A 24,545-nucleotide genomic window follows, 5' to 3' on the forward strand; every position below is an offset into this window, starting at 1 on the left:
TCGAGAGCATCGTCTTATGCCTTCCTCCGGTTGATCCGCCGTTCGCCGACACCCAGATGCACGGCAGCGACGTCGAGTTCCTGTTCCAACTGGTGGAGCACGTCGTCGCTGATCGTCCCGTCGTTGCGCAAATCGATCAGGGCCATTCGCTCTGCCGTCAGGATTTCATGGTGGAGACGCTGAAAGGATTCGATCGCATCGCCCGCCCCCTCCACGCGTGACGCGCCGAACCGGGAAAATCCCTCCAACCGCCGGCTGTACTGATGGCGCAACCGTTCAATTTGATCGTCCGGGATACCCTCCTGCCCGACCAGTTGGTCGAGCCTGGTCAATGCCGCGGTCGCCGCATGCTCACGCGCCAGACTCTCTTCATGCTCCAAGCCGTGGTCGTCCTCGAGCTTCAGCAGGCGGATCAGCGGAGGCAGGGACAGGCCTTGGACTACCAGCGTGGCAAGAATCACCATGAAACTGATCAGGATGATCTCCGTTCGGAACGGAAACGGCGCCCCCGCGGCCGTCGTAACCGGCAACGCCAAGGCGGCGGCGAGCGTCACGATCCCTCGCATGCCTGTCCAGGAAATCAGAAAGATGCTCGACCGCGGAGGCATCGGATCCCTTGCCCGCAACGCGGGACTCAGCCATCGAGGAACAATCGCTCCCAAGGGGACCCACAAAATTCGTACCACGATCGCGGTGAGACCGATCACCGCCCCGGCGAGCACAATGGGTCCCAATCGCCCCTCTGGCAACGTGTCCCGCAGGGGCCCGAGCTCCAATCCGATGAGGATGAAGATAATCCCATTCAGAAGGAACACCAGCAGACTCCAGACGGCCTTTGCCTGAATCCGAGTCGACGGTGCGACGGCACTGCTGAACTGCTGCCGCATGTAGATGCCCCCCGCAACACAGGCCAGTACCGCCGAGGCATCGACCGATTCACCCAAGACCCAGGCGATGTAGGGGGACAGCAACGTGATGGCGATGTGCGTAAAGGCATCTTCCGTGGCGCACAGCGACCAGCGTGCGAGCCAAGCGACGCCGATCCCAATGGCGATGCCGGCTATCGCCGCGAAGCAAAATTCCAGGACGGCATGCCCCAGGAGAAACGACCCGCTGACCGCCGCGCCGACGGCGGCCCGATACAACACCAGGGCCGTGGCGTCATTCACGAGACTTTCCCCCTCCAGAATGGTGACGACTCGTCGGGGGATTCGCAACCTTCTGCTGATGGCGGTGGCGGATACCGCGTCCGGCGGAGACACGATGGCGCCCAATGCGATCGCTTCGGCCCATCCGATGCCGGGCAGCAACGCGCGGGCCACCGCCGCGATGGATGCGGTCGTCAGCAACACCAACACGACGGCTAACAATAAGATCGGACGCAAGTTGAAACGAAAATCCCTCAGCGACGTAAAGTAGGCGGCGGCCCACAGGATCGGGGGTAGGAACACGAGGAAGACGAGATCGGGATTGAGCGACACCGTCGGCAGGCCGGGAATGACACCTAGCACAAGACCGCCGATCACGAGCAGGATCGGATAGGGAACCAGGATCTTTTCGGCGATCGTCGTCAACGCGAGAACCGCGGCGAGTAGCAAGATGATGACTTCGAGTTGATGAAGACCCTGCATCAGAACCCCACACGCACGTCCAAACCGGCCTGCGCCGCCCTTCCGGCACGGCCGTGATTAATAAGTCGAAGGAAAGATCTGGACTGGTCGCTGGGCTGCTATAGCAAGGAGGAGGGAAGGAAGCAAGTTCTCGAGAAAACCGGCGGCAACATCGACGGCACGGGTGCGAACCCAGCCGGCGCTCACCGCCGGCGCACTCAACGTTCGTCGCTGGTTCGCTTGAGGAAATCCGCCAACTCGCTGGCGTGCGTTTCCGTCTCGGCGAGGATGCCCAACAGCGTTTCGCGAGTCACGAGGTCCTTGTCCCCGATCTCACGGATCAAGGCGGTGTACGCTTCGACCTGACGTCGTTCCAGCAAGAGATTCTCGATGACCATTTCCGTCAGGGTGGCGCCCTGTTCCGGATGAATTCCGATCGCGGCCGCCTTTCCCGCCAGCTCCTGCAAGTCGAAAATCGGAACACCGCCGAGTTGTTGAATTCTCATGGCCAACTTATCGGCATGAGCCAATTCCTGTTGGGCGTGAGCTTCGAATTCGCCTTTCAAGCCAGGCGACAGCAGCGACACGGCCATATACCCATGCTGTTTGTACTGCAGATAGCTCGTGATCTCCGTTGATCGAAGACGATTGAGCGAACTCACCACGTTCTGGGGATCGGCGAAGTATTGCTTCGTGACCGCCCCCTGGTCCACAGCGTCTTGGATTTCCTGATCAGTCAAACCACTTTGGCTTGCCAGCGGTCGCTTCATAAAAATTCCTCTCTTTGGATTTGTAAATGGGGACGATTGTCCAATTATCCCAGGACTTCCGCGAGCGCTGAACTAGTGATATCTCGGGGCAGGAATGTCCTCGTTGAGAAACTAGGGTCTGCCCGAGCGGCTTCGAGTGAGCCGCACTGCTACGCTTGATTCATCATGATGGGCCAATGGCTATTCGATCACTTGCACAGACTGAATCCAGCTCCGGATCCCGGACCGGTTCCGCCGGATCCCGATCCATTTCCGCCTCCACAGCCGCCTCTGCCTGATCCGCAGCCGACGCCTGCGCCTCCTCCCATACGGCCACCCATCCCGCAACTTGCCAGTTGGGCGGAGATTTGTGTGTAACCCGGCCTAGCGGCCCGCTCCCGACTGGCAGGCGTTGAAAAACTTTTCTGGAGCCCGGAAATGCGGAACCGGGTCTGATCGCTGATTGAATCGGAAGAGCTCACAGGATGGTCAAAAAGGCCGTTTTCTCATCCGCCCACCCCGGCGCGCCAAGACGCGCCGCTCCGCGGGCAAGGCCGCAGCGAGCGAAGAGGCGAATCGTACTCTCTGCCGTACGCTGAGCCTCTGAGCGATGCGAGAACGCAGCTGGAGGACTTTTTCAACATCCTGCTAGAGATGAAGTGCAGTGCGGATATGACCAATCAGCTGCTCCGGCGTGTCTGCTGCATCGAGAAGAAGGGCATCCTCCGGCTCTTCGAGGGTCTCAAGCTGGCTTTCGAGTAGCGGGGCCTTCATGAAATGGCCGGCGCGGTGAAGCAGACGCTCGTGCAGCAGCAGTGGGGAAGCTTTCAGATACACCAACTGCACCAGCTGCCGGCGACCATCCAGCACAAAATCCCGATAGGCGGCTTTCAGCAAGGAACAGGCGAGAACGACCCGTTTCCCCTCGACCCTCCAACCGTCGATAGCGGCCCGTATCCGATCGAGCCAAGGAAACCGGTCGGCATCGGTCAACGGTTGCCCGATTGCCATCTTCTCGATGCTGGAGCGGGAATGAAAAGAATCGCCGTCGATAAAGGTCCAATTGAGTTCCCGCGCAAGCTTGAGCCCGACGGTGGTCTTACCCGCTCCGGCGACACCCATCACGATAATGACGCGGCACTCAGTCGGCATTGTTCGATGATGCGTTGGTTATCCGGTCATTCATCCGTTTGCGATGGTTCGACGACCGGCCCGTCGAGCCTCTGGCCCACTCGACCGGGTCGCGACGGCGACGATCAGCATGGTGGCAACCGCCCCGACCAAGGCGGCCGCCATGTCCTTTTGCGCATCCCACGGATCGCCCTGCATGCCCAAGTACGCGGCCCCAAGATCAGGGCTGACGATCTCCGCGACGATGGCCTCCACGACCTCGAAAAACCCGCTTTGCGCCAGCATGCCGCTGACGGGAAGATAGTAAGACCAGACACCGGCGACGCCAGCGAGACGGACGAGCACCTCGCGCAAGGGGAAGACCAACAAAAGCCCATACGAAAAATGGACGAGCCGATCATAGGGATTGCGGGAAAGACCGAAGACCTGCTGCAGCCAGAATCCGAACGGCACTTCAGCGTAGGTATAATGCGCGCCAACGGCATGGAGACTGAGGAACGTCGTGATCAGCACATAAGAAAGGGAGGAGAATTGAAATCGCCGATACGTGACGATCAGCATCGTCACGGCCGTCAGCGCGAGCAGGTTTTCCAGCAGCCAGTCCTGACGGTCGTATGGCGAAACCGCCAGGCCGGTCCACAGGAGGCCGTACCAGACAGACAACCATAGGATCACCCTAGGTCTCTTGCCCACGATCGCGTCCGATTACGGTCACGGTCAGGAGTCGACAAGTGTCTGGCCGTGAGAGAATAACCGTCCATGTCGATACCAGCGTACCAACATCAGGACCGCCGTGCAGAGGAGCCCCCCATACAGGGCGGCCGCCATGTCCTTCTGCGCGTCCCAGATATCCCCTTGTGACCCCAGGTAGGATATGCCGAGTTCCGGATGAACTGCTCGGGCCACCCATGACTCGATGATTTCCCAGAGACCGCTAAGACCAAGGATCGTCATGACGGGCAAATAGTAGGTCATCCACCCCCTGACCGACGCAGTGAGGCGAAAGAGTTCCTCGATCGGATAGACCAACAAAAATCCGAAACAGAAATGGACAAGTCGATCATAGTGATTGCGTCCCGTATCGACCGTTACTTCCATCCAGCTTCCAAGTGGAACCTGGGCGTATGTGTAATGAACACCGACGGTGTGAAGACTCAGAAAGACGGTGATCAGCACATATGACGCGACGGACAGGGGAAGATAGCGGTGCGTGCCGGCCAGCAGGAAGACGAGGAAACCGGGCAGGATGCTGGCTAGCAGCCAGAATTGCCGATCGACGGGCGCATAGGCGGTCCAGGCGGAAAGGAGCACGTACCAGACGAGCAAGCCGAACAGGATTCTCTTGTTCGTTCGCACCACGTATAGCCTCCGGCGCTCTTTCGCACGACAGTCCCTTGCATCCACCGACACCGTTTACTGTACAGGCCGATCGGCGGCGATGCAACGGCCGGCCTCCTTCGTCGACCGCGGTCCGTCAGCAGCTATGCGTATGGGCTCGCGGTGACAGAAAGCACGGCGCCGCGTGGTCGTTGACCATACCGATCGCCTGCATATATGCGTAGATGATGGTGCTGCCCACAAAGCGGAACCCCCGGCGCTTCAGATCCTTGGACAAGGCATCGCTTTCCGCCGTGGACGTCGGAATCTTGCGGGGGGAAGCTCTTCGGTCTTGTTTGGGAGCGCCTCCGACGAAGCGCCAGACGTAGGCGTCGAACGAGCCGAACTCCTTTTGGACCGCCAGAAATGCCCGGGCGTTCGTGACCGCTGAGTCGATTTTCAGACGGTTGCGGATGATGCGCGGATCTTTGAGAAGCACCGCACGCTTTCGAGCATCGAAGCGCGCCACCCTCGCGGGGTTGAACCGAGCAAACGCCCGCCGATAGCCCTCACGGCGGAGCAGAATGGTTTCCCAGGACAGGCCGGCTTGCGCCCCCTCCAATTGCAGCATCTCGAAATGGGTGCGATCATCGTGAACCGGCCTGCCCCACTCTTCGTCATGATAGCGGATCAGATGCGGCTTCTCGCCAACCCATTCGCACCGAACCGGCGCGGCCATCGGGGGTCTAGTCGACGATCTCAACCTTCTTCCCCATCGACTTGGCGCGTCCGAGACAGTCCGTATCCGTCACTGAGCAGCGGAGCGTATCCAGTTCCGCTTCGTCCACGATTTCAACCTTCTTGCCCTGCGCCTTGGCCTGCTTCAGGCAGCTGGTATCAGTCGCCACGCACTTGACTGAGTCAGCGGGAGGAGTCGCGACCACATTGACTTGCTTTCCCTGCTCCTTGGCCCGCTTCAGGCATTCCTGATCCGTCGCCACACATTGAGCGGTCTCCTCCGTCTTGTTGAGCCCCTTATCGATCGTTTGGTCGATACGCTGATTGACGCGATCCCGTGTCTTGCGTTCTGCGCTGCTTTTGGCTTTGTCGAAGAGTCCCTCAATGATGCCCTCAGCCTGCGCGGCAGACACCCCACACAACAGGCACAACAACACGAACAATCCCAGTCGACGGCGTGCCATCATGTTCCCTCCTCTGGCTCCCCGCATACGTGGAGGAATCTATCCCGAAAGCGCCACTCTACCATACTCGTTTTAGGCGAGAAACAGGCCGTGGAATAGATCCCGAGGCTATTGAAGTACGGGAATTCTACGGGAGGGTCGGCGATGGAATGAAGGGACGGTCGGCAGCGTCGAACCCATCGACCCGGAGAGTCGATTAGAACTGAACGTAATGATAGGGACCGAAGGTGCGTCGGCAACCCACCAGAAAATACTCGCCGACCGACGGGACTTGAACGGGTTTGACCCAACGCACGTCAAAGACCAGGAGCGTCTTCCGCCCCAGTCCTTGGGACGTATGCACTTCCAGCATTTTGGTGGGTATCGGCGCACGGTCCATGAGGAGGAGAATTCCCTCCTGACTGTGATCGAGCGCAACGGTTTCTCCGACTTGAGTGGTCGACGAAAATTCTCCCGGTGATTCGCTGGCCTCGTACGAACAGGGCTGCCACTGCTCCACGCGAGGCTCCCGGCGACGCTCTCCTTCATCCTTCGGGGCCGCACTCACGCGCACCGAGCTGTGCCTCAATCCGGGCTGACGAATCGCCTGCTCGATACGTACCCGATGCTGCTCAAAAAAATCGGTGACCATAGGCGTGGTACTATCCTTAAGTCGGGCATTATGCCGCATTCATATCTGCCAAGCAACCCTCGCAAACGCGGGGATCATCCAACAAACTCCGCCCGACTATTGGTGCTATTGGTACCGAACTATGTCCGACCTTGCCGCCAAATACTCCGTACAAAGGGGGATCATCGCATCGTCTCGACCAATGGACTCGCAGGGAGACATCATTTGTGGTAGCGTGCCTGCAAGTCTGTACGCTGTGATGCAAGGACAACGGTCATCGATTGTCGCCTCGCCATAAACCTGATATCAAGGAAGACAGTCCATCCTCGATTCCGCGCCGGTTGCGTAACGCAAATCAAGATTCACGTTGAAAGATGATATCTTCCAAGGTGTACCGGAAGGTTCCCTGGTTGGCCGGCGGGGCGGTCTCATGGACCCTGTGCCTGCTTGTCGTTATGGCGTGGGCGGCCAACGATCCGGCTCCTTCGGTACTCTGGCGGGAGGTCTCAGATCAGGCATCACCGGGGCGGCCCTTTCCGCCCAAGAAGCCCTGGGTCATCCGGGAACGGGAGATCGTCTTCGATCCTGAACTCCTGACGCTCCTGAAAAATGCCGCCGCGAGACCCCTCCCTCCCATCGCAATCGCCCTATTTCATGGCCCTTCCTATGAACTGGATGTCAGTTCGAGTTTGGCGCGTCTCTCGGACGTTTCGACGGTCCGCGGCTCGCTCAAACATGCACCAAAATCCAGCTGGTCGTTGATCATCAGCGGAAACGTGGTCAACGGCACGGTGCAGGTTGGGGATCGCCTCTACAAGATCGAACATGTGTTCAACGGACGACATCGGCTGCTGGAGATTGATCCGGCCAAGATGCCCTCTGATTAGGCCAAGACACTCTCCGCCTCCATTCGGCTTGGAGAAGCCTGTACCATGCCGATACATCCCGTGCTGTGGACGATCGGCCACTCCACCAGACCGAGCGAAACATTCATTGCATCCCTCCACGTTTGGGGGATCGAGCAGCTCGCCGACGTACGTACAATTCCACGCTCGCGACACAATCCGCAGTTCAACGCGGAGGCCTTGGCCGTCGAGACGACGAGGGCCGGCATGACCTATATCGGAATGCCCGGGCTCGGCGGCTTGCGGAAACCGCGGAAAGATTCCCCCAATAAAGGCTGGAGGAATGCAAGCTTTCGTGGGTATGCCGACTACAGCAGACCAGTCAATTCGCGGCGGCCTTGGAGACGCTCATGAGGGAGGCCGCTCGACGGCGCACGGCCATTATGTGTGCTGAAGCGGTGCCGTGGCGTTGTCATCGTCTCTTGATCGCCGATGTCCTGCTATCGCTAGGCTGGTCGGTACGCCACATTTTTTCGGACATCGATCTACAGCCGCACAAGCTCACGTCTTTTGCGAGACTTGAAGCCGGAAGAGTGACCTACCCGGCTCCATCAGATTCCACCGAGACTCCAAATCTTTTCTAGAGCTTTTTACACCCAACCGGCAAGTGCACTGCCTCGACTCCGCTCGACCTCGATGCAAGGACAAACGATGAGCGCGAAGTCCGTTGAATGCCTCGCTATCCTTGTTAGGGAGGAACCGAAATCTTCCTGCAGCGGAGGCCCGGCCCGAACCGTCACTCGATGTATTCTCGTGGCTTGCCCGGACGGCGGCAGGTCTGCTAAGGTGGCGCGCGACGTTAACTTGTGAAAACCTGCTGATACCCTGCATGGTGTGGGACCCCAAAGATCCTTGGAGCAAGAGAAGCGACCCGCTTGAGGATGTCCTGCGGCAGGCGCAATCTCAATTTAGGAATTTCCTGCCCTCCGGCGGCTTTCGGAACATTCTTTTTGCAGCGTTGCTGATCTTCCTGATTTGGCAGAGCGCGTTCATCGTCGGACCCGATGAAGAAGGTGTCGTGAAGCGTTTCGGCATCCCCGTGCGAGCCCTGGGTCCCGGTCCTCACCTGAAAATTCCCCTGATCGAAACGGTCTTACAGCCCAAAGTGGCAAAACTCCATCGGGTAGAGATCGGATTCCGGACCGATCGGCAGGCTCGCCAGCAGATGGTACCCCAGGAAGCACTCATGCTGACGGGGGACATGAACATTCTCGCCATCGAGTTCATCGTGCAATACAAGATCAAGGAAGCCGCCAACTATCTGTTCAACGTGGCGGACATCCATGACACCATCGGCAAAGCAGCGGAAGCTTCGATGCGCGAAGTGATCGGCAAGAGCAAGATCGATGAGGCGCTGACGACAGGTAAAGCGCAAATTCAGCAGGACACGCAAGATCTGTTGCAGCGGATTTTGGATCAGTACCAAACCGGCGTGCAAATCGCCGCAATCCAGCTACAAGACGTGGATCCTCCCGAGGCGGTTGCGGCGGCCTTCAAGGACGTGACCAACGCCAAAGAAGATCGTGAAAAGTTGATCAATCAGGCGATCGGTTATCGGAACGACATTCTGCCCCGGGCCAAAGGCGAAGCAGCCCAGACGGTCAACCAGGCCAAGGGCTACGCCCAAGCCCGCCTGAACCGGGCCCAAGGTGAGGCAAACCGGTTCTTGGCGACGCTCAAAGAATACAACCAGGCCAAGGATACGATCAGCAAGCGGATCTATATCGAGACCATGGAAGAGATCCTTCCTAAAGTCGAGAAAATCATTCTCGATGGGAAAGCCGGCGAGCGAGTACTCCCCTATCTGCCGCTCGACCGCCACTCCAAGAAGATGCCGTCGGCCCCGGAGGGAGCGAAACCGTGAGCAAGCAAGGCTTGACCATCGCAGTGCTGGCCGTGCTGTTCGCGCTGTTCGTGCTCGGAGCCTCCCCCTTATTCGTCGTCGACGTCACTCAGACGGCCATCGTGGTCCAGCTTGGAAAGCCCATACGCACCGTGACGGAACCGGGGCTGTACGTGAAGGTGCCCTTCGCGCAGGAAGTCACCTATTTTGACAAACGGTTGCTGGATTACGATTCCGACGCGCAAGACGTCATCACTCAAGACAAGAAGACGTTGCTCTTGGATAATTTTGCCAAGTGGCGCATCACCGACCCTCTAAAGGTGTATCAGAATTTCCAAAGCCAGCGCGGGGCGCTCCAACGGTTGCACGACATCATTTACTCGGAACTTCGAGTGGAATTGGGCAGGCACGATCTCGCCGAGATCGTCTCGACCGCTCGCGCCGAACTCATGAAGGTAGTGACCCAGCGGGCGAATGAAAAGGCGTCGGCCTACGGTATTGCGATCCAGGACGTACGAATCAAGCGGGCGGATCTCCCGCAGGAGAATGAGAAGACCGTCTTCCAGCGCATGCAGGCGGAACGGGAACAACAGGCCAAGCAATATCGGGCGGAGGGGGCGGAAGAGGCCCAAAAGATCCGCTCCGATGCGGAGAAAGACAAGGAGATTCTGCTTGCCCAGGCCTATAAGGAATCGGAAGAAATCCGCGGAGAGGGCGATGCCAAAGCTTTCCGTATCTACGCCGATGCGTATCGGCAAGACCCAAAGTTCTTTGACTTTACCCGGTCGATGGAAGCCTACAAAAAATCCTTGGACGACAAGACCACTTTGGTTCTAAGTCCCGACTCAGAGTTCTTCCATTATCTCAAACAGCGCTGACGACGGCTACGTGAGCCCCACGATCGTCCCGGTTTTCCCGTCGACGTCGATTCGCTCCCCGGCCGGCTTCTTGGGCAATCCCGGCATCAACTGAATTCCCGAACAGACCGCCGTCAGGAATTCTGCGCCTGCAAGCAAGCGCAGTTCCTTGATCGGCAGCGTAAAGCCGGTCGGTCGGCCCTTGAGCGAGGGATCATGGGAGAGCGACAGCGGAGTTTTCGCCATGCAGATGGGGAGTTGACCGTACCCCAAATCTCCGACAACTCCAATTTGCCGCTCGGCGGAGGGATCATAGGACACCGCTCCGGCTCCGTACATCGCCATCGCGATCGTCTCGATCTTTTTCTTGATCGGCCAAGTGAGCTCGTACAAATGCGAAAAAGAGGAGGGTTGGCTTGCAGCTGCGATCACTGCGTGAGCCAAGGCTTCCGCTCCCTTCCCCCCATCGGACCAGTGGGTTGAGACGGCTGCGTCCGTCGCTCCCGCGCTTTTGGCTCGTTCCCGAACCCATTCCAACTCGGCGTGGGAATCGTCGCTGAACGCATTGACCGCCACGACGACCGGCACGCCGTACCGCTTGACGTTGGCGATGTGTTGCTCCAAATTGGCGAATCCCTTTTCGAGCGCCTGCATATTGGGTCCCGTCAGCGATGACGGGAGCGGCTGCCCGGATTTGATGCCCTCACCGGTACCGTGCAACTTGAGGGCCCGTAACGTCGCCACGACGACGGCCGCCGACGGCTTGTGCCCTGAGACCCGGCATTTGATGTTGAAGAACTTTTCCGCACCGAGTTCGCTTCCGAATCCCGCCTCCGTCACCACATAGTCGGCACACCGCAGCGCGATCGCGTCGGAGAGAACCGAACAATTTCCATGGGCGATGTTTCCGAACGGTCCCGTGTGGACGAATGCAGGGGTTCCTTCCAACGTTTGCACCACGTTCGGCAGCAATGCATCATTGAGCAGGGCCGCCATGGACCCCACGCAATTCAAATCCCCGGAGGTCACGGGCTTTCCATCTTTCGTCAACCCCACGATCACCCGGCCGAGCCGATGCCGCAGATCGTCCCGGCCGGTGGCGAGAGCAAGGATCGCCATAACTTCGGAAGCTTCCGAGATCACGAATTGACCCTTTTGGCCCTGAATCCCCGTGCCTAACATCAACTCCCGCAACGCGCGGTCGCTGATTCCCGACGTGCGAGGCCATGAAATGCGTTCGGGATCGATGTGTCGTTCGTTCCCGTGAAAGACGTGATTGTCGACGAATGCCGAGAGCAGATTGTGCGCAGCGGAGACCGCATGGGCATCTCCGGTAAAATGGAGATTGATCTGCTCCATGGGAACGACTTGTGCCCGGCCTCCACCCGTTCCGCCGCCCTTGATCCCGAACACTGGACCAAGAGAAGGTTCACGAAGTGTTACGATAGCGCGATGACCGAGGCGACAGAGCCCCATGGTTAATCCTATGGAAGTCGTCGTCTTTCCCTCTCCCAGAGGGGTAGGGTTTATAGCTGTAACCAGCACATATCGAGCTTGAGGTCGATGCTTGAGCCGATCGAGGGCGGTCAGAGAAACTTTGCCCATGTGCCTTCCGTGCGGATGAATTTCATCCGGAGAAAGTCCCAGGAGCTTGCCGATCTCTTGAATGGGACGAAGGTTGCCTGCCGGACTACGGTCAGCGTCATTCATGAGGTTCTATCCGTCGTTCTCCGGCGGCGACCCAAGATTCCTCCGGAACCCGATCATTCGTCAAAAAATGAGCGCGCTACGAATCTTCCGTATTCGTAGCGCGCTATATTTGGAACGAACGCTTCGATCTCTACCTGGCTGGTCCTAATCGAGAATATATTTCGTCGGATCGAAGGTTTGACCGTTCACCTTGACCATATAGTGAAGGTGCGGCCCGGTGGCTAAGCCCGTGCTGCCGACCAACCCCACGACATCACCTCGCTTCACGCGCTGTCCCTCTTTGACAAGAGCCTTCGCAAGGTGACCGTAAAGGGTTTCGATTCCAAACCCATGATCCAATCTCACAAGGTTCCCGAGTTTCGAGTCAAATCCGACGGTCGTAACCCGTCCCTGAGCAGGAGCTTGAACCGGCGCATTTGCTGCGGCACCGATATCCAGACCGTCGTGCCAAGCGGGTTTCTCGGTAAATGGAGAAACACGAGGTCCAAACCCGGACGTCACCCACCCCCTGACAGGCCAAATAGACGGAGTAGCGGCCCACCGGGATGATTTTTGTTCAGCGGCCAAGGATAACTCCTGAAGGGCGCGTTCTTGAGCACTAGCCTCCCGAGACAGCCAGTCAATACCCTGCTTCACAACCGCGAGGAGCTCGTGCTCGTCAAGTTCGGACTGATCCGCAATGTTCCTGGGTTGAGTAGACGCTCCATTCTTATCCGACTCGGAGAGCTGAAGGGCGGCATCACCCTTGAGGGAAGCTGAAGGAGACACCGCATTACCGTCTGGTAGCGGGCCATCCTCACCGCCTCGACCGTTCACTGTATCCCCCGTTTTGGGCGTCTCTATGCCAAGCATCACACGGAGCCGCTGATTCACCTCTTTCATGCTACTCAGTCGCTTCTTAAGGTCGTCAATGGCGTTTGAGAAGGCGGCGGTTTGTTGACGCGCACTCATAGCCTCGGAACGGAAAGCGGAAAGCTCCCAAACTTCACCTGTTCTAATGACGTAATGAGACAAGACAAACAGGTCAGCAATGATAAATATTCCACATACTATCAATAGTTTGCGCACAAACTTCCGCGGGAAGCTAAACCGCAGTGGCTTCGCCGTAGACCCTCGAAAGATCACAACGGTGTAAGAGTCACTATTTTCAGCGCCGGTCGTCTGTCCCATAAGCGTCACCCCTGGTCCTGAGGGGTCATATCAAAATCCTTACAACTCTGTTCGAGTGTACCCATGCGAGCCTCTTCGGTCAACCATCAATTTTGTTTTGACTGATCTACTTGAGTAAAAATCCATGCCAGATAGGGAGCGAACCCGCTTTTGACAGATAATCCAATAATTTCAGGAACTTCATATGGGTGGAGCGCTTTGATCGCTCTTTCTAATGCCGGGTAGCGGCGAGCTGTGGTCTTCATGATAATCAGTACTTCACTGTCTTGCACCATTTTCCCCTTCCACTCGTAGAAGGATTGAGCCTTCCCTATGATGGTCGCACAGGCCACAAGCCTCTTGCTGACCAGAGTCTTGGACATTCTAGCTGCGAGCTTCTGATCTGGAACCGTCGTTAAGACGGCTAGATGTGCGAGGGATCGCTTAGTCATAAGAAATTCGAGTTTACGAAAGCCTCCGCATTGCCCGATAATGCTACTGATACGATGGCATCGGTGAGGAAGACACTCCTGCTTTAGCGGATGATATCAGAACGTCGTCAGGTTGACAGGAGCATTTTACCTGTTCCATATGATCCGATCACAACAGAGAGGGAGGCAATCACACCAATGAGCTTCATGATCACGCCGCAGGAGTTGAAGACCAGACTGGATAACAAGGATCCGATGGTATTGTTGGATGTCCGTGAGCAGTGGGAATACGACCTGGCCAAAATCAACGGGTCGGTGCTGATTCCTCTTTCCACCCTGCCACATTCCCTGTCACGGCTGGACCGAAATTCGGAGATCATTGCAATCTGCCACCATGGAATGCGGAGCGCCGACGCCACGGGTTTTCTTGCGCAACAGGGATTCACCAAGGTCAAGAACCTTGTCGGAGGCATCGATGCGTGGTCGGCGCAAGTCGACGGAACCGTTCCTCGCTACTGACCCGAGTCGCATGGCAATGGAATGATCCGGACGGTTTCACCCCATCCGCTGTTTGAAATACTCGACCGTTCGCTTGAGGCCGTCGCTTAGGCTCATTTTTGGCTCCCATGAGAGTTCGTGACGAAGCTTCGTCGCGTCGATGACGCTACGCGCCTGTTCACCCTTCTTTGCGGGGCCGTGCAACTCTTTGCAGGTTGAACCTGTGTGTTGTACCAGAATCCTGAATAAGTCGTTGACGGACGTTTCAACACCGGTCCCCACGTTATACGTACCGGCCGTTTCCTGCCCCATGACCGCCAAATTGGCTTCCACGACGTCTTCCACGAAGACAAAGTCCCGTGTTTGCCGCCCGTTCCCGTTAATCACCGGCTGCTCATTGTTCAGGAGTTTTTGGATGAAGATGGCGACCACCCCCGCTTCGCCTTCGGGATCCTGACGAGGTCCGTATACGTTGGCATAGCGAAGATTCACGACTTGGACTCCGCCCACGCGCTCGTAATACGACAAGTATTGCTCTCCACAGAGTTTGCTGAGTCCATACGGCGACAACGGCATGGTCGCATGCGACTCCGGCGCGGGAAACACATCCTGCTCCCCGTAGATGGCTCCCCCTGATGACGAAAAGACGACCTTTCTCACCCCGTGCTTGACCGTCTGTTGGAGAATATTAAGCGTTCCCAGGACGTTGACTTGTGCATCAAAAAGGGGATCCTCGACGGACTTGCGAACGTCCATCTGCGCGGCCAAATGCAGAACGACGTTGGGGCGTTCATTCCGGAATACCCGCTCCAGACGCCAACTCTGGATGTCAGTCTTGTAAAAGCGTGCGGCCCGGTTGAGGTTGCGCCGTTTTCCACTCGACAGATTGTCGACGACAACGACGTCGTGTCCTTCCTGAACGAGTCGGTCGACTATGTGAGATCCAATAAAGCCTGCTCCCCCGGTCACCAGAACCTTCATGCATCCTCCCCTCGTGCGCACATGATCGTCCGATCAAGCGCTCATCTTACTACGATACTCAAAGGCCACAAGAATTTCTCGATTTCCTTTGCGACCCTTCACCGTCGCCTCCTGCATTCCTATAGCAGGAAGCCCCAAGCCGGCCGCGCACGCCATCACTTTTTTTGCAGCGTCGGCGCGTTGTCCGTCGTCGCGAACGATTCCCCCCGATCCTACTTCTCCCTTTCCCACCTCAAACTGCGGTTTCACCAGCGCAACGACGCGCGCGCCGTCTTGAAGAAATCGCACGACGCTCGGCAGAACGAGGCTCAGAGAGATAAACGACACGTCGATCACCGCAAGCTGGATCAACTCCCGAACCAGCGACGGATCGAGGTATCTGATGTTGGTCCTCTCGAGAAGAACGACCCGCGGATCTTGTCTCAACTTCCAGGCAAGCTGCCCGTATCCGACGTCCACCGCGTACACTTTGACGGCGCCCCTTTGCAGCAGACAGTCGGTAAATCCTCCCGTCGAGCAACCGACATCGAGACAGATCGCGCCCTTCGGATCGATCGAAAACGCCTCCAATGCCGGAGCCAGTTTTTCCCCGGCCCGGCTGACGAAGGGCGCCGGCCGACAGACTTCGACACGAGCGTCACGGGCGACCAGCTTTGCCGGTTTGTCCACGACGTTGCCGTCGACAAGAACACCGCCGGCCAACACGGTTCTGACCGCGTTTTCGCGGCTGGGAGCCAGTCCCAGGGAGACCAGCAGGGTGTCTAATCGTTCGCGGGAGGAATGCCTCGGAGAAGTCATTGAACGGCGGGTACACTCAGAAAGACCTGAAACCGTTACTGACCGTTGGATCCGGACGACGAAGAGCCATCCCCAAGGTCTTGGGTAAAGGCATGGAGCCGTTTCTTTCCGTTCTGCTCTTGCACTAACACTTCGACTTTGCGTTCCGCGTCCTCAAGAATCTTGAGACAGCTCTTGGAGAGACGAATCCCTTCCTCGAAGATCTTGAGAGATTCGTCAAGCGGGAGATCGCCCTTCTCCAATTCGCCGACGATCGACTCCAAACGCGCAATGGCCTGTTCAAACTTCACACTTACGTCCCCCCTGTTCGACGCACAATGCGGTCATTATAGCACTCCGCCGAGGATTTCAAACCGTTCTGTCCGGCAACACGTCCTTTACCAAGCAGTGCAATTTCCCATCCATCAATCGGACGGCAACGGCCTCGCCAACTCGTGCGTCTTGAGCCCGTTTGAGCACGGAGCCATCCGATATTTTCGTGAGCAGGCCGTACCCGCGGCCAAGAACAGCTAAGGGGCTCAGACTGTTCAAGCGCGCACATGTCGCTTCGATACGTCGCCTTCTTTGCGCGGCCATCACAGATGTCTGACGTTGCAGCCGTTTGAACAGGAGCGGTATCATGACAAGATGGCGTTTGACGATGACAAATGGACTCAGTTTGCTTAACTCGCGATCCGCTTGTCGAACCCGGTCGCCCTCCACCCCGGCTCTGGAACGCACTTTCTCGATGAGGCAATCCGTCATGTCGTCCACCTGCTGAGCCTTTTCTCGAAGGCGAAACTGAATGCAGGATAATCCCTTGGAATTGAAGTCCAGCCGCCGATGTTCCGACAAGCAATGCCTCGCCATGGCCATCTGAAGCCGTACCGTAAGACCCCGTAGACCCTCCAATACTTCGGAGAGAACGGGCACGACCATTTCTGCCGCGACTGAAGGGGTCGGAGCGCGAAGGTCCGCGGCGGCGTCCGTCAGCGTCATGTCGATTTCATGACCAACCGCTGAGACAATGGGAATTCTCGATGCCGCGACGGCTCGGACCACGGCTTCTTCGTTGAACGTCCACAGATCTTCCAGGGAGCCTCCACCTCGTCCCAGGATAATCACCTCGACCGAACGCTGTGCATTCAGCAAGGTCAAGGCCTCGATGATCTGCTGGGCCGCCGGTTCGCCCTGAACCTGCACCGGGACGACGATGACATGAAGAGTCGGCCACCGCCGGCCGAGCACCGACAGAATATCTTTGAGGGCCGCTCCGTTCAGCGAGGTGACCACGCCAACGGTTCGCGGAAACCTTGGAATTTGCTTTTTCCTCAGAGCATCAAAAAGGCCTTCGGCGGACAGACGCGTTCTCAATTGATCGAATGCCACTTGAAGCGCGCCGACGCCTTTGGGCTCAACCGCCTCCATGAGGATCTGATATTCCCCCCTCGGCTCGTACACGCTGAGACGACCTCGCACAATGACGTGCATTCCATCCTGGAGGGCAAAGCGAATACGCACCGCGCTTGAACGAAACAGTACCGCTCGTATCTGACTCCTCTCATCCTTCAAGGTGCAGTACACATGACCCGACGCAGGCGTCCGTAAGTTCGAGATCTCACCCTCCATCCACACGTCCTGAAAGGTGCTCTCAAGCGATGCGCGAATGAGGCTTGTACACTCTGATACGGTGAGAATGGATCCCGAAGGAAGGAGGTCGGACTTGTAGAGTACGGTCGCCACTATCCGTCAATCGAGGATACGAATCCGTTCAATAGAAAGTGCTTTGCCGATGCGTGCGTCCACGTCGATGAGCGCGGCGCAGAAGACAACGGGCCCGCTGGCCACCTCGAAGCGCCGCGGCATGCCGGTCAGAAACTTCTCGATCGCCAGTTCTTTCTTCACCCCGATGACTCCGTGAAGCGGCCCCGTCATGCCGATATCGGTCAGATAGGCCGTGCCTCGCGGCAGGATCTGCTCGTCGGCTGTCTGCACATGCGTATGGGTTCCCACGACGGCTGTCGCTTCGCCGTCCAGGAAATGTCCCATGGCCATTTTCTCCGAGGTCGCCTCAGCGTGCATATCCACGACGACGGCCGCAACCCGCTTCCTGAGCTTGGCCATCTCGCGCTTGGCCACCTGAAACGGACAATCCAGAGTCGGCATATAGGCCCGCCCCATCAGTTGCAAGATGCCCAACTCCTCACCGCCGGAGGTTTGGACCACGACGCTCCCCTGCCCTGGCACACCCTCGGGGTAATTGGCGGGCCGTAGGAGACGCCGCTCCCGCGGGAAGTAATCAAGAATCTCCCGCTTATCCCACGCATGATTTCCCGTGGTGATGGCGGAAAGACCCGCCTGGAACAGCTCTTCGGCGAGATCAGGAGTGATCCCAAATCCGCCAGCCACGTTTTCCCCGTTACCAATGACGACGTCGATCCGTCGCTGCGCCACGAGCCGAGGCACCATGCGGGCGACGGCGCGGCGTCCAGGCTCTCCCATGATGTCGCCGATATAGAGAATCTTCACTTGGCGTACTCGATGTACCGGCTTTCGCGAATCACGGTCACCTTGATCTGACCGGGATAGGTCAGTTCTTGCTCGATTTTTTTCGCCAAATCGCGCGACAACTGGAACGATTCAGTATCAGTCACGTCTTCCTGCCGCACGATCACGCGGATCTCTCGCCCCGCTTGTATGGCATAAGCCTTTTGCACGCCTTTCTGAGCATGGGCCAGGGATTCCAGTTTCTCCAATCGTTTGACGTACGACTCCAGAGCTTCGCGCCTCGCGCCGGGCCTGGCCGCAGACAGCGCCTCGGCGGCTGCGACCAGAACCGATTCCGGACAAATCGGCTCAACCTGCTCGTGGTGAGCCGCGATCGCATTGACGATCTTCTCGCTTTCGCCGTACTTCTTGGCGATTTCGGCTCCTAACATGGCATGAGGCCCTTCTTCTTCGTGGCTGACCGCCTTGCCGATATCGTGCAGCAGCGCCCCCCGTCTCGCCAAACGGACGTCCAAGCCCAGTTCGGAAGCCATCATGCCGCAGATGTACGCCGCCTCGCGCGCGTGATACAGATTGTTTTGCCCATAGCTGGTGCGGTACTTCAGCCGTCCAAGAACTTTGATCAGCTCCGGGTGAAAGTCCGACAGCCCGAGTTCGAAGATGATTTTTTCCGCTTCCTCGTACATCAGCTTGTCAATCTCGACTTTGACCTTTTCGACGATCTCTTCGATCCTCGTCGGATGAATCCTCCCGTCCTGCATCAATCTTTCGAGCGATACCTTGGCGATTTCCCGACGCAAGGGATCGAACCCCGAGATGATCACCGCTTCGGGAGTTTCATCGATGATCAGGTCAATCCCCGTCGCGGCTTCGATCGCCCGGATGTTCCGACCCTCACGCCCGATGATGCGGCCCTTCATGGCATCGTTCGGAATCGGCACGACGGAGATCGTCGATTCCGACACATAATCACGAACGACCCTCTGAATCGAACCGGTGATGATCTCCCGAGCCTCTCGCTCCGCATTTTCTCTGGCTTCCTCGAGCGTTCTCTTGGCGATGCCGGCCGCTTCCAGTCTGGCCTGGCTTTCCATCCCGAGCAGCAATTGTTTCCTCGCTTCATCAGCCGTCAAACCGGCCACACGCTCCAGAGCCTCCCGATGGTCTCTTTCCGCTTGCGCACAAGCCACTTCCTTGGCGCCGAGCTTTTCTTCGCGCTTCGTGAGATCCAATTCGCGTTTCTGCGCTTCTCCGTCCCGCTTATCGATCGCCGCGCTTCGCTTATCGATGGTCTCTTCCCGCTGAACCAAGCGCCTTTCCGCCGTAGAAAGCTCCGCCAATCGAGCCTTCTGCTCCTTTTCGAGTTCCGCTTTTGATTGAAAAACCAAATCCTTGGATTCCAGCTTGGCTTCACGAACGATGTTCTCGGCCTCGCGCTGCGCGTTCTGGGTCAGTTGACGGGCTTGATCTTCCAACTGTGCCCTCTTGGCCCCGTCGGACATTCTCCGAATCAGTTCATAGACTCCGATTCCTGCTCCGGCACCCACTACTGCCATCAAGATGTACATGACCAGTGACGTAGACATGGAACTAGCCCCTTTCCGGTCGAGGGCGAGCGTTGGTCGCAGCCTCGCATCGTATGTAGATCGCGTCTGAACTGAAGGAGGACGAGTGAGAGGTGACTACGAGTGGAGACTGGTGCGAACGGAACGCTGGAACCGATTATTCGGGGTATGAACCCCGCGAGGATGAACGCCCTGCCGGGTTGATTCGGACACTTCGTTCCTCGAGAGGAAATCCTCTCGCAGTTCCACCATATCGGCTGGCCTTCCTGACCGGGCGCGAGGTTCGCACCCGAAGCGGCAACGGAATCAACCTGACTCCATTGCTCACCGTACCAACCGACACAATGAACTCTATGATTCGAGCAAGTATGGCCAGAACATTGGCCAAGAAAGGAACGAGGCTCCGCACAGCACGACTCTTTTTCAACTCCGCTAGCATGGCAATTCTGACGTCCATTCCTGCGGCATCGATTCGTATCCCCGAGTGCTCCACCGGTTCGAAGTTCGCCTCAGTCAATACTCCTAATCCCTGATGCCTCCCAACAGTCAACGCCACAATAACAAAGGGTTACAGATTTTTGCAAGCTGATTCATCGGAACAGCGACGTGGGAACTTGTTCCTCGATTGACTCCATCAGCGTTATCATACGCCGCTCTACGACTTCCTCGCCTTCCGTCCGCTTCTTCTCAGCCTCAAAGAGCTGGTGGGCGAGATTGACCGCCGTCAATACGGCCAATTTCGATGGAGTGGTTGTATTCAAACCTTCAGCCAAATGGCGCATTTGCCCATCGACAAAGCTCGCCAAACGGCGGATATAGTCTTCGTCTGCTTCCCCTCGAATCGCATACCGCTGGCCATAGATCTCGACGTACGTGGTCTTAGTCAAGAGCCACCTCCTTCGGGTCCTCCATGCATTCCAGCAATTCGATTTCCCCTAATACTTTCTCCACGCGTGCCTTGATATCCAACCGTTCGCGCTCCCACCGTTTATTCGAATCGCTCTGTTCAGCTAGTCGTTCACGCAACGACTTGAGATCATCTTCAAGCAACGTGTTCCGTTTCTTCAATTCATGGACGAGCCTGACGAGGTCCTTGACACGAGTTTCAAGCGCATCGAGTCGATCCAGTGCCATCAATCCCCCCAACCACAATAAGTTGCGGGGCACTATAGAAACTTGCCCAGATCTTGTCAAGAAACCCGTTCCGAATCCGGTGCTCCTGTGGCACCGGAAAGGCGGATGTACTCCCGATAACTCCGCAGCACGCGCTTCACATACTGTCGGGTTTCCTGGTAGGGAATCATTTCGACAAATTCATCCTGGCTATACGTTCCGTGTTGATCGCGCCAGGAATTGACGACTACCGGTCCCGCATTATAGGCCGCAATCGTATAGACCAGATTGCCTGAAAATTGTTCCAGCAACTGTTCGACGTATCGAACCCCGATTCGAATGTTCGTTTCCTGATCGAAGAGATCGTCACGTCCGACCGGAGGAAGACCGATTCGTTGGGCGACCGTATTGGCGGTCGCCGGCATCACCTGCATGAGCCCGATTGCCCCGACCCGTGATACCGCTTTCAAGTCGTACTGACTTTCTTCACGAATGATCGCGGCGATCAGAAACGGATCAACGCCTTTTGCGTTTTGAAGTTTGATCGTGGGAAGCAATCCGGTGGGATAGGCGACGTCCCAGAGTGCGGGAGAGAGCACGCCGCCGGTTCGTTCTAATTTCTCCCGGAAGCGGCCCCGGGCCAACCGCAACGCATGGTGATAGGCGCCGACTTCGTTGAGCATGGTCGACAGGAGCACGAGCGCTTCCGGATCTTTGCTGTACCGGTCGGTCAAAGCCGCTACTTCCCGGGCTGCATCCGCATCGAGCCCCAAAGTCTTGAGCTCAATAGCGCGTCGATAGGCGTTCTGCTGTCCGATCTCACCACGGTTCGCCGACGCCGGGAGAGAATCGTCACTGTTCGCCGGCGCAGCGTTGTCTCCGACTTCCACCGCGGCTGACGCATCCGCAACGGGAACGGCCAGACGCACCCGGGCCAGCTGACAATAGTATGTGTAGACATACCGCTGACACAGCTGCCGGTACAGTTCGGTCGCTTGAGACGGGCCCCCCTGCTCGGCGGCCCGCGCCATCCAATACAGGGCTTGCGGCTCGAACTCCCCGTCGTGCCGCTCCACGATGGACTGTAAGGTGTCTGTGGCTTCGCGATACTGCCCGGTTCTGTAATGAACCCATCCTATCCGCCAACGAGCTTCGGCTCGTTGTGAGGCAGGCTCTCCGGTTTTTGCGACCGCGCGATATCGGGCGATCGCATCATTGAACTGCTTTTGATCCTCCAGCCAGATTCCGACCAACAATCCGATCTGTCCCTTCTGTTCCGGGGACAGCGAACCGCCCTGCACCGTTTTGGCCAGTTCCTGCAACTTGTCTCCCATGCCTTGGCGCAAATACACGCGGGCCAGCCAGACGGTTGCCTCTTGAGATTCCGCCCCTCCCTCTTTCAGCACAGTACGGAAGGTTTCCCGGGCCTGATCATACTGTTTGAGTCTCACTTGCGCGACGCCGATCTTGAGCTTCGCTTCGGCCCGTCGAGGCGATTGCGGATCCAGCGAGAGAAACTTCTTGAGCTCTTCAATGGCCTCGATATGAAACGCTTGGGCCAGGAAGGCCTGCGCCCGGGCAAATCTGTCCGCGGCCTGGGGGACCCACAGTCCCCCGCCGAGATTGGTCGCCAACAAGCCGCCGGCTTCCTTGGCTTCCGGACTCGCCGGGAATCGCACCCAGAGCTGCCTGAGAGTTTCCCGGCCGTCCGCCACAGCGCCGTCCCGCAGTTGACAGGCTGCACGCCGGAGAAAGGCAAGCGGGGCACTCGGTTCCTTGTCGCTCAGGGCAACGGCCTTGGCAAACCATTCACCGGCTCTTTGACAATCGGAGGCCTGATACCAGGCCTCTCCGGTTCGATATGCCGCCTTTGGCAGGATATTGGAGTCGGGAGTGGCAAGGGGGATGCTTTCAAGCATGATGGCGGCAGCCGTGTTATCGCCGAGATTCAACGAGGCCTCTCCGATCCAAAGTCGTATGTAATCATCAAGCACGGCGAAATCACGCTGCCCGCCCCGCAAAAACTGGATCGATACGGCCGGATTCCGGTCCACGAGCAGGACTCCGGACAGCAACCCGGCGCGCTTGGCCCATATCGTCGCCGGAAACCGCTCCATCAACCGGCGCAACCGTTCGAGCTTGAGCGACAGTACCTGATCTTTCGTGAGGCTCTTTCCCAGACGTTCCTTGGGCAGGGCGCCCGCCAGAAAGCAGGCTTCCGGGGTGTTACAGGCCTCATTTTCGATGGCGTCAGCGCCCCCGTCCGCACGGGCCGATTGAGCGGGAGTGAACACGAAGAGAATGCTGCAAATCGCAGGGAGGATGAAACAAAGCCATGCTCGCGGTCTGATACGATCATGCACGGTATGGTCCCCGTATCTCACGGTGCATGTACTATATATCAGCGTCTTTATCGTCTTGCCAGCAATGGAGCCATGCCGGCTGACCGCCGTCATCTTGTTCCAGTTTTTGCCGCTATGTTAGCCTGACTCATGTCTCACGGGTCGAGTCGTCTCCCGATAAATCTCCTGGCCTTGGACGAGGACGGCATGGTTGAAGTGGTCGGCCAATTGGGTTGGCCGGCATACCGTGCCGGCCAAATCCTGCGTTGGCTCTATCAGCGTCGATCGACATCGGTCGACCAGATGACCGATCTCAGCCGTGCGGATCGATCCACGCTGAGATCGGCCACGGTCATCCGGCGAGCGACGGCCTGCACGGTGTTCCGCGCTGCCGATGACACCCGAAAACTGGTGTTGACGCTTGAAGACGGGCTCAACGTCGAAGCCGTACTGATCCCCGACGACGATCGACTGACTCTCTGCGTCTCGACCCAGGTGGGATGCACGCTGGACTGCGGCTTTTGCCTGACGGGCACGATGGGCTTGAAGCGAAATTTGAAGCCCGACGAAATACTCGACCAAGTTCTCACGGCGCAGGATCAACTCGGGAAGAGCGAGCGCATCACGAATCTTGTCTTCATGGGGATGGGAGAACCCCTGGCGAACTTCGAAAATCTGGCGGACGCCCTTGCGCGGCTGACCAACCGAACGTGGGGTCTGGGTTTCTCGCCGAGACGGATTACGGTCTCCACGGCCGGCCTCGCGTCGCGCCTCAAAGATCTCGCCCCCCTCGGCGTCAATCTCGCCATATCCCTGAATGCCAGCACGGAGGTTCAACGCCAGCGGTTGATGCCCGCGGCAAACGGCATCGCGTCCCTTCGGTCGCTCCTGGCTGCATGTCGCCGCTATCCGTTGCACCCGGGCCGCCTCCTGACGTTTGAATACGTGGTGCTGGCCGGAGTCAACGATCAGATCGACGACGCACGGAGGCTGACAAAACTGCTCCGCGGGCTGCGCTACAAGATCAATCTGATCCCGTTCAACGAATTTCCCGGAAGCACCTTTCGCCGGCCGGCGGATGCCACGGTGCTGGCATTTCAGTCCGTTCTGAAGCAGGGGGGAATCGACGTGTTCATCCGCAAAAGCCGAGGCCGCGACGTGCTCGGAGCCTGCGGGCAACTCGGCAATATACAACCGTCCCGGGGAGAGGCCGCCTTGACACAAATTGAATCGCGTTGCTAGCATGC

Annotated in this window: 25 protein-coding genes and 1 pseudogene; 6 read left to right on the forward strand and 20 right to left on the reverse strand. The window is 57.8% G+C overall.

Annotation, left to right across the window (positions count from 1 at the left end):
- Positions 1-14: 14 nt before the first annotated feature.
- The 8 genes from NSJP_RS02035 to NSJP_RS02070 form a co-directional block, all read right to left on the reverse strand.
- Positions 15-1,631: a Na+/H+ antiporter gene (locus NSJP_RS02035; protein ID WP_080885277.1), complete on the reverse strand. Its 1,617-nt coding sequence runs from the start codon at positions 1,629-1,631 to the stop codon at positions 15-17.
- Positions 1,632-1,828: 197 nt separating this feature from the next.
- Complete coding sequence (locus NSJP_RS02040; RefSeq protein WP_080885278.1) at positions 1,829-2,380, reverse strand: ferritin-like domain-containing protein; 552 nt, start codon at positions 2,378-2,380, stop codon at positions 1,829-1,831.
- Positions 2,381-3,007: 627 nt separating this feature from the next.
- A complete protein-coding gene (locus tag NSJP_RS02045; RefSeq protein WP_080888485.1) occupies positions 3,008-3,481 on the reverse strand; it encodes a gluconokinase in 474 nt (157 codons plus the stop codon).
- A gap of 60 nt (positions 3,482-3,541) precedes the next feature.
- Complete coding sequence (locus NSJP_RS02050; protein ID WP_231989463.1) at positions 3,542-4,183, reverse strand: DUF2238 domain-containing protein; 642 nt, start codon at positions 4,181-4,183, stop codon at positions 3,542-3,544.
- Positions 4,184-4,207: 24 nt separating this feature from the next.
- A complete protein-coding gene (locus tag NSJP_RS02055) occupies positions 4,208-4,849 on the reverse strand; it encodes a DUF2238 domain-containing protein (RefSeq protein WP_080885280.1) in 642 nt (213 codons plus the stop codon).
- 115 nt (positions 4,850-4,964) lie between these two features.
- Entirely contained in the window at positions 4,965-5,546 is a 582-nt protein-coding gene (locus NSJP_RS02060; RefSeq protein WP_080885281.1) for a DNA-3-methyladenine glycosylase I, read from the reverse strand.
- A gap of 7 nt (positions 5,547-5,553) precedes the next feature.
- A complete protein-coding gene (locus NSJP_RS02065; protein WP_080885282.1) occupies positions 5,554-6,012 on the reverse strand; it encodes a hypothetical protein in 459 nt (152 codons plus the stop codon).
- A gap of 193 nt (positions 6,013-6,205) precedes the next feature.
- A complete protein-coding gene (locus NSJP_RS02070) occupies positions 6,206-6,640 on the reverse strand; it encodes a hypothetical protein (protein WP_080885283.1) in 435 nt (144 codons plus the stop codon).
- A gap of 353 nt (positions 6,641-6,993) precedes the next feature.
- Here NSJP_RS02070 and NSJP_RS02075 point away from each other — a divergent pair, with 353 nt between their 5' ends.
- From NSJP_RS02075 to hflC, 4 genes and pseudogenes are all read left to right on the forward strand, one after another.
- Positions 6,994-7,506, forward strand: a complete 513-nt coding sequence (locus NSJP_RS02075; protein ID WP_155969787.1) for a hypothetical protein — start codon at positions 6,994-6,996, stop codon at positions 7,504-7,506.
- A 45-nt stretch (positions 7,507-7,551) separates the two neighbouring features.
- A pseudogene (locus tag NSJP_RS19990) lies at positions 7,552-8,108 on the forward strand (DUF488 domain-containing protein).
- Between the two features lie 245 nt (positions 8,109-8,353).
- Positions 8,354-9,388 carry an FtsH protease activity modulator HflK gene (gene hflK / locus NSJP_RS02085; protein ID WP_080885285.1) on the forward strand — a complete coding sequence of 345 codons (1,035 nt, stop codon included), beginning with the start codon at positions 8,354-8,356 and terminating at the stop codon, positions 9,386-9,388.
- Entirely contained in the window at positions 9,385-10,245 is an 861-nt protein-coding gene (gene hflC / locus NSJP_RS02090) for a protease modulator HflC (RefSeq protein ID WP_080885286.1), read from the forward strand. The genes hflK and hflC overlap by 4 nt, the downstream gene beginning before the upstream one ends.
- Positions 10,246-10,251: 6 nt before the next feature.
- Here the strand turns inward: hflC and NSJP_RS02095 are convergent, their stop codons facing one another.
- The 3 genes from NSJP_RS02095 to cutA form a co-directional block, all read right to left on the reverse strand.
- The gene (locus tag NSJP_RS02095) at positions 10,252-11,934 is read right to left on the reverse strand and encodes a formate--tetrahydrofolate ligase (RefSeq protein ID WP_080885287.1); all 1,683 of its coding nucleotides are present in this window, start codon (positions 11,932-11,934) and stop codon (positions 10,252-10,254) included.
- Between the two features lie 144 nt (positions 11,935-12,078).
- The gene (locus tag NSJP_RS02100) at positions 12,079-13,104 is read right to left on the reverse strand and encodes a M23 family metallopeptidase (protein WP_080885288.1); all 1,026 of its coding nucleotides are present in this window, start codon (positions 13,102-13,104) and stop codon (positions 12,079-12,081) included.
- Between the two features lie 86 nt (positions 13,105-13,190).
- The gene (gene cutA, locus NSJP_RS02105; RefSeq protein WP_080885289.1) at positions 13,191-13,535 is read right to left on the reverse strand and encodes a divalent-cation tolerance protein CutA; all 345 of its coding nucleotides are present in this window, start codon (positions 13,533-13,535) and stop codon (positions 13,191-13,193) included.
- 177 nt (positions 13,536-13,712) lie between these two features.
- Here cutA and NSJP_RS02110 point away from each other — a divergent pair, with 177 nt between their 5' ends.
- Positions 13,713-14,033: a rhodanese-like domain-containing protein gene (locus NSJP_RS02110; RefSeq protein WP_080885290.1), complete on the forward strand. Its 321-nt coding sequence runs from the start codon at positions 13,713-13,715 to the stop codon at positions 14,031-14,033.
- 36 nt (positions 14,034-14,069) lie between these two features.
- Here the strand turns inward: NSJP_RS02110 and NSJP_RS02115 are convergent, their stop codons facing one another.
- The 9 genes from NSJP_RS02115 to NSJP_RS02155 form a co-directional block, all read right to left on the reverse strand.
- Positions 14,070-14,993 carry an NAD-dependent epimerase/dehydratase family protein gene (locus NSJP_RS02115; protein WP_080885291.1) on the reverse strand — a complete coding sequence of 308 codons (924 nt, stop codon included), beginning with the start codon at positions 14,991-14,993 and terminating at the stop codon, positions 14,070-14,072.
- A 33-nt stretch (positions 14,994-15,026) separates the two neighbouring features.
- Positions 15,027-15,791 (reverse strand): TlyA family RNA methyltransferase, encoded by a 765-nt coding sequence (locus NSJP_RS02120; RefSeq protein WP_080885292.1) that lies wholly within the window; start codon positions 15,789-15,791, stop codon positions 15,027-15,029.
- A 35-nt stretch (positions 15,792-15,826) separates the two neighbouring features.
- A complete protein-coding gene (gene xseB, locus NSJP_RS02125; RefSeq protein WP_080885293.1) occupies positions 15,827-16,081 on the reverse strand; it encodes an exodeoxyribonuclease VII small subunit in 255 nt (84 codons plus the stop codon).
- Between the two features lie 58 nt (positions 16,082-16,139).
- Positions 16,140-17,513, reverse strand: coding sequence for an exodeoxyribonuclease VII large subunit (gene xseA, locus NSJP_RS02130; RefSeq protein ID WP_172834095.1), 1,374 nt, complete (start codon positions 17,511-17,513; stop codon positions 16,140-16,142).
- Between the two features lie 6 nt (positions 17,514-17,519).
- Complete coding sequence (locus NSJP_RS02135; protein WP_080885295.1) at positions 17,520-18,299, reverse strand: TIGR00282 family metallophosphoesterase; 780 nt, start codon at positions 18,297-18,299, stop codon at positions 17,520-17,522.
- Positions 18,296-19,864: a ribonuclease Y gene (gene rny, locus NSJP_RS02140; protein WP_080885296.1), complete on the reverse strand. Its 1,569-nt coding sequence runs from the start codon at positions 19,862-19,864 to the stop codon at positions 18,296-18,298. Before rny ends, NSJP_RS02135 begins: the two co-directional genes overlap by 4 nt.
- 569 nt (positions 19,865-20,433) lie before the next feature.
- On the reverse strand, positions 20,434-20,730 hold the full coding sequence (locus NSJP_RS02145; protein ID WP_080885297.1) for a cell division protein ZapA: 297 nt from the start codon (positions 20,728-20,730) through the stop codon (positions 20,434-20,436).
- Positions 20,723-20,977, reverse strand: coding sequence for a cell division protein ZapB (zapB, locus tag NSJP_RS02150; protein ID WP_080885298.1), 255 nt, complete (start codon positions 20,975-20,977; stop codon positions 20,723-20,725). Before zapB ends, NSJP_RS02145 begins: the two co-directional genes overlap by 8 nt.
- A 56-nt stretch (positions 20,978-21,033) precedes the next feature.
- On the reverse strand, positions 21,034-23,250 hold the full coding sequence (locus NSJP_RS02155; RefSeq protein ID WP_172834096.1) for a lytic transglycosylase domain-containing protein: 2,217 nt from the start codon (positions 23,248-23,250) through the stop codon (positions 21,034-21,036).
- A 198-nt stretch (positions 23,251-23,448) separates the two neighbouring features.
- On the opposite strand from NSJP_RS02155, the gene rlmN reads away from it, so the two are divergent.
- Positions 23,449-24,540 (forward strand): 23S rRNA (adenine(2503)-C(2))-methyltransferase RlmN, encoded by a 1,092-nt coding sequence (rlmN, locus tag NSJP_RS02160; RefSeq protein ID WP_080885300.1) that lies wholly within the window; start codon positions 23,449-23,451, stop codon positions 24,538-24,540.
- Positions 24,541-24,545: the final 5 nt, after the last annotated feature.

Source organism: Nitrospira japonica (genome assembly GCF_900169565.1).
In the GTDB taxonomy this organism is placed as follows: Bacteria; Nitrospirota; Nitrospiria; order Nitrospirales; family Nitrospiraceae; genus Nitrospira_C; species Nitrospira_C japonica_A.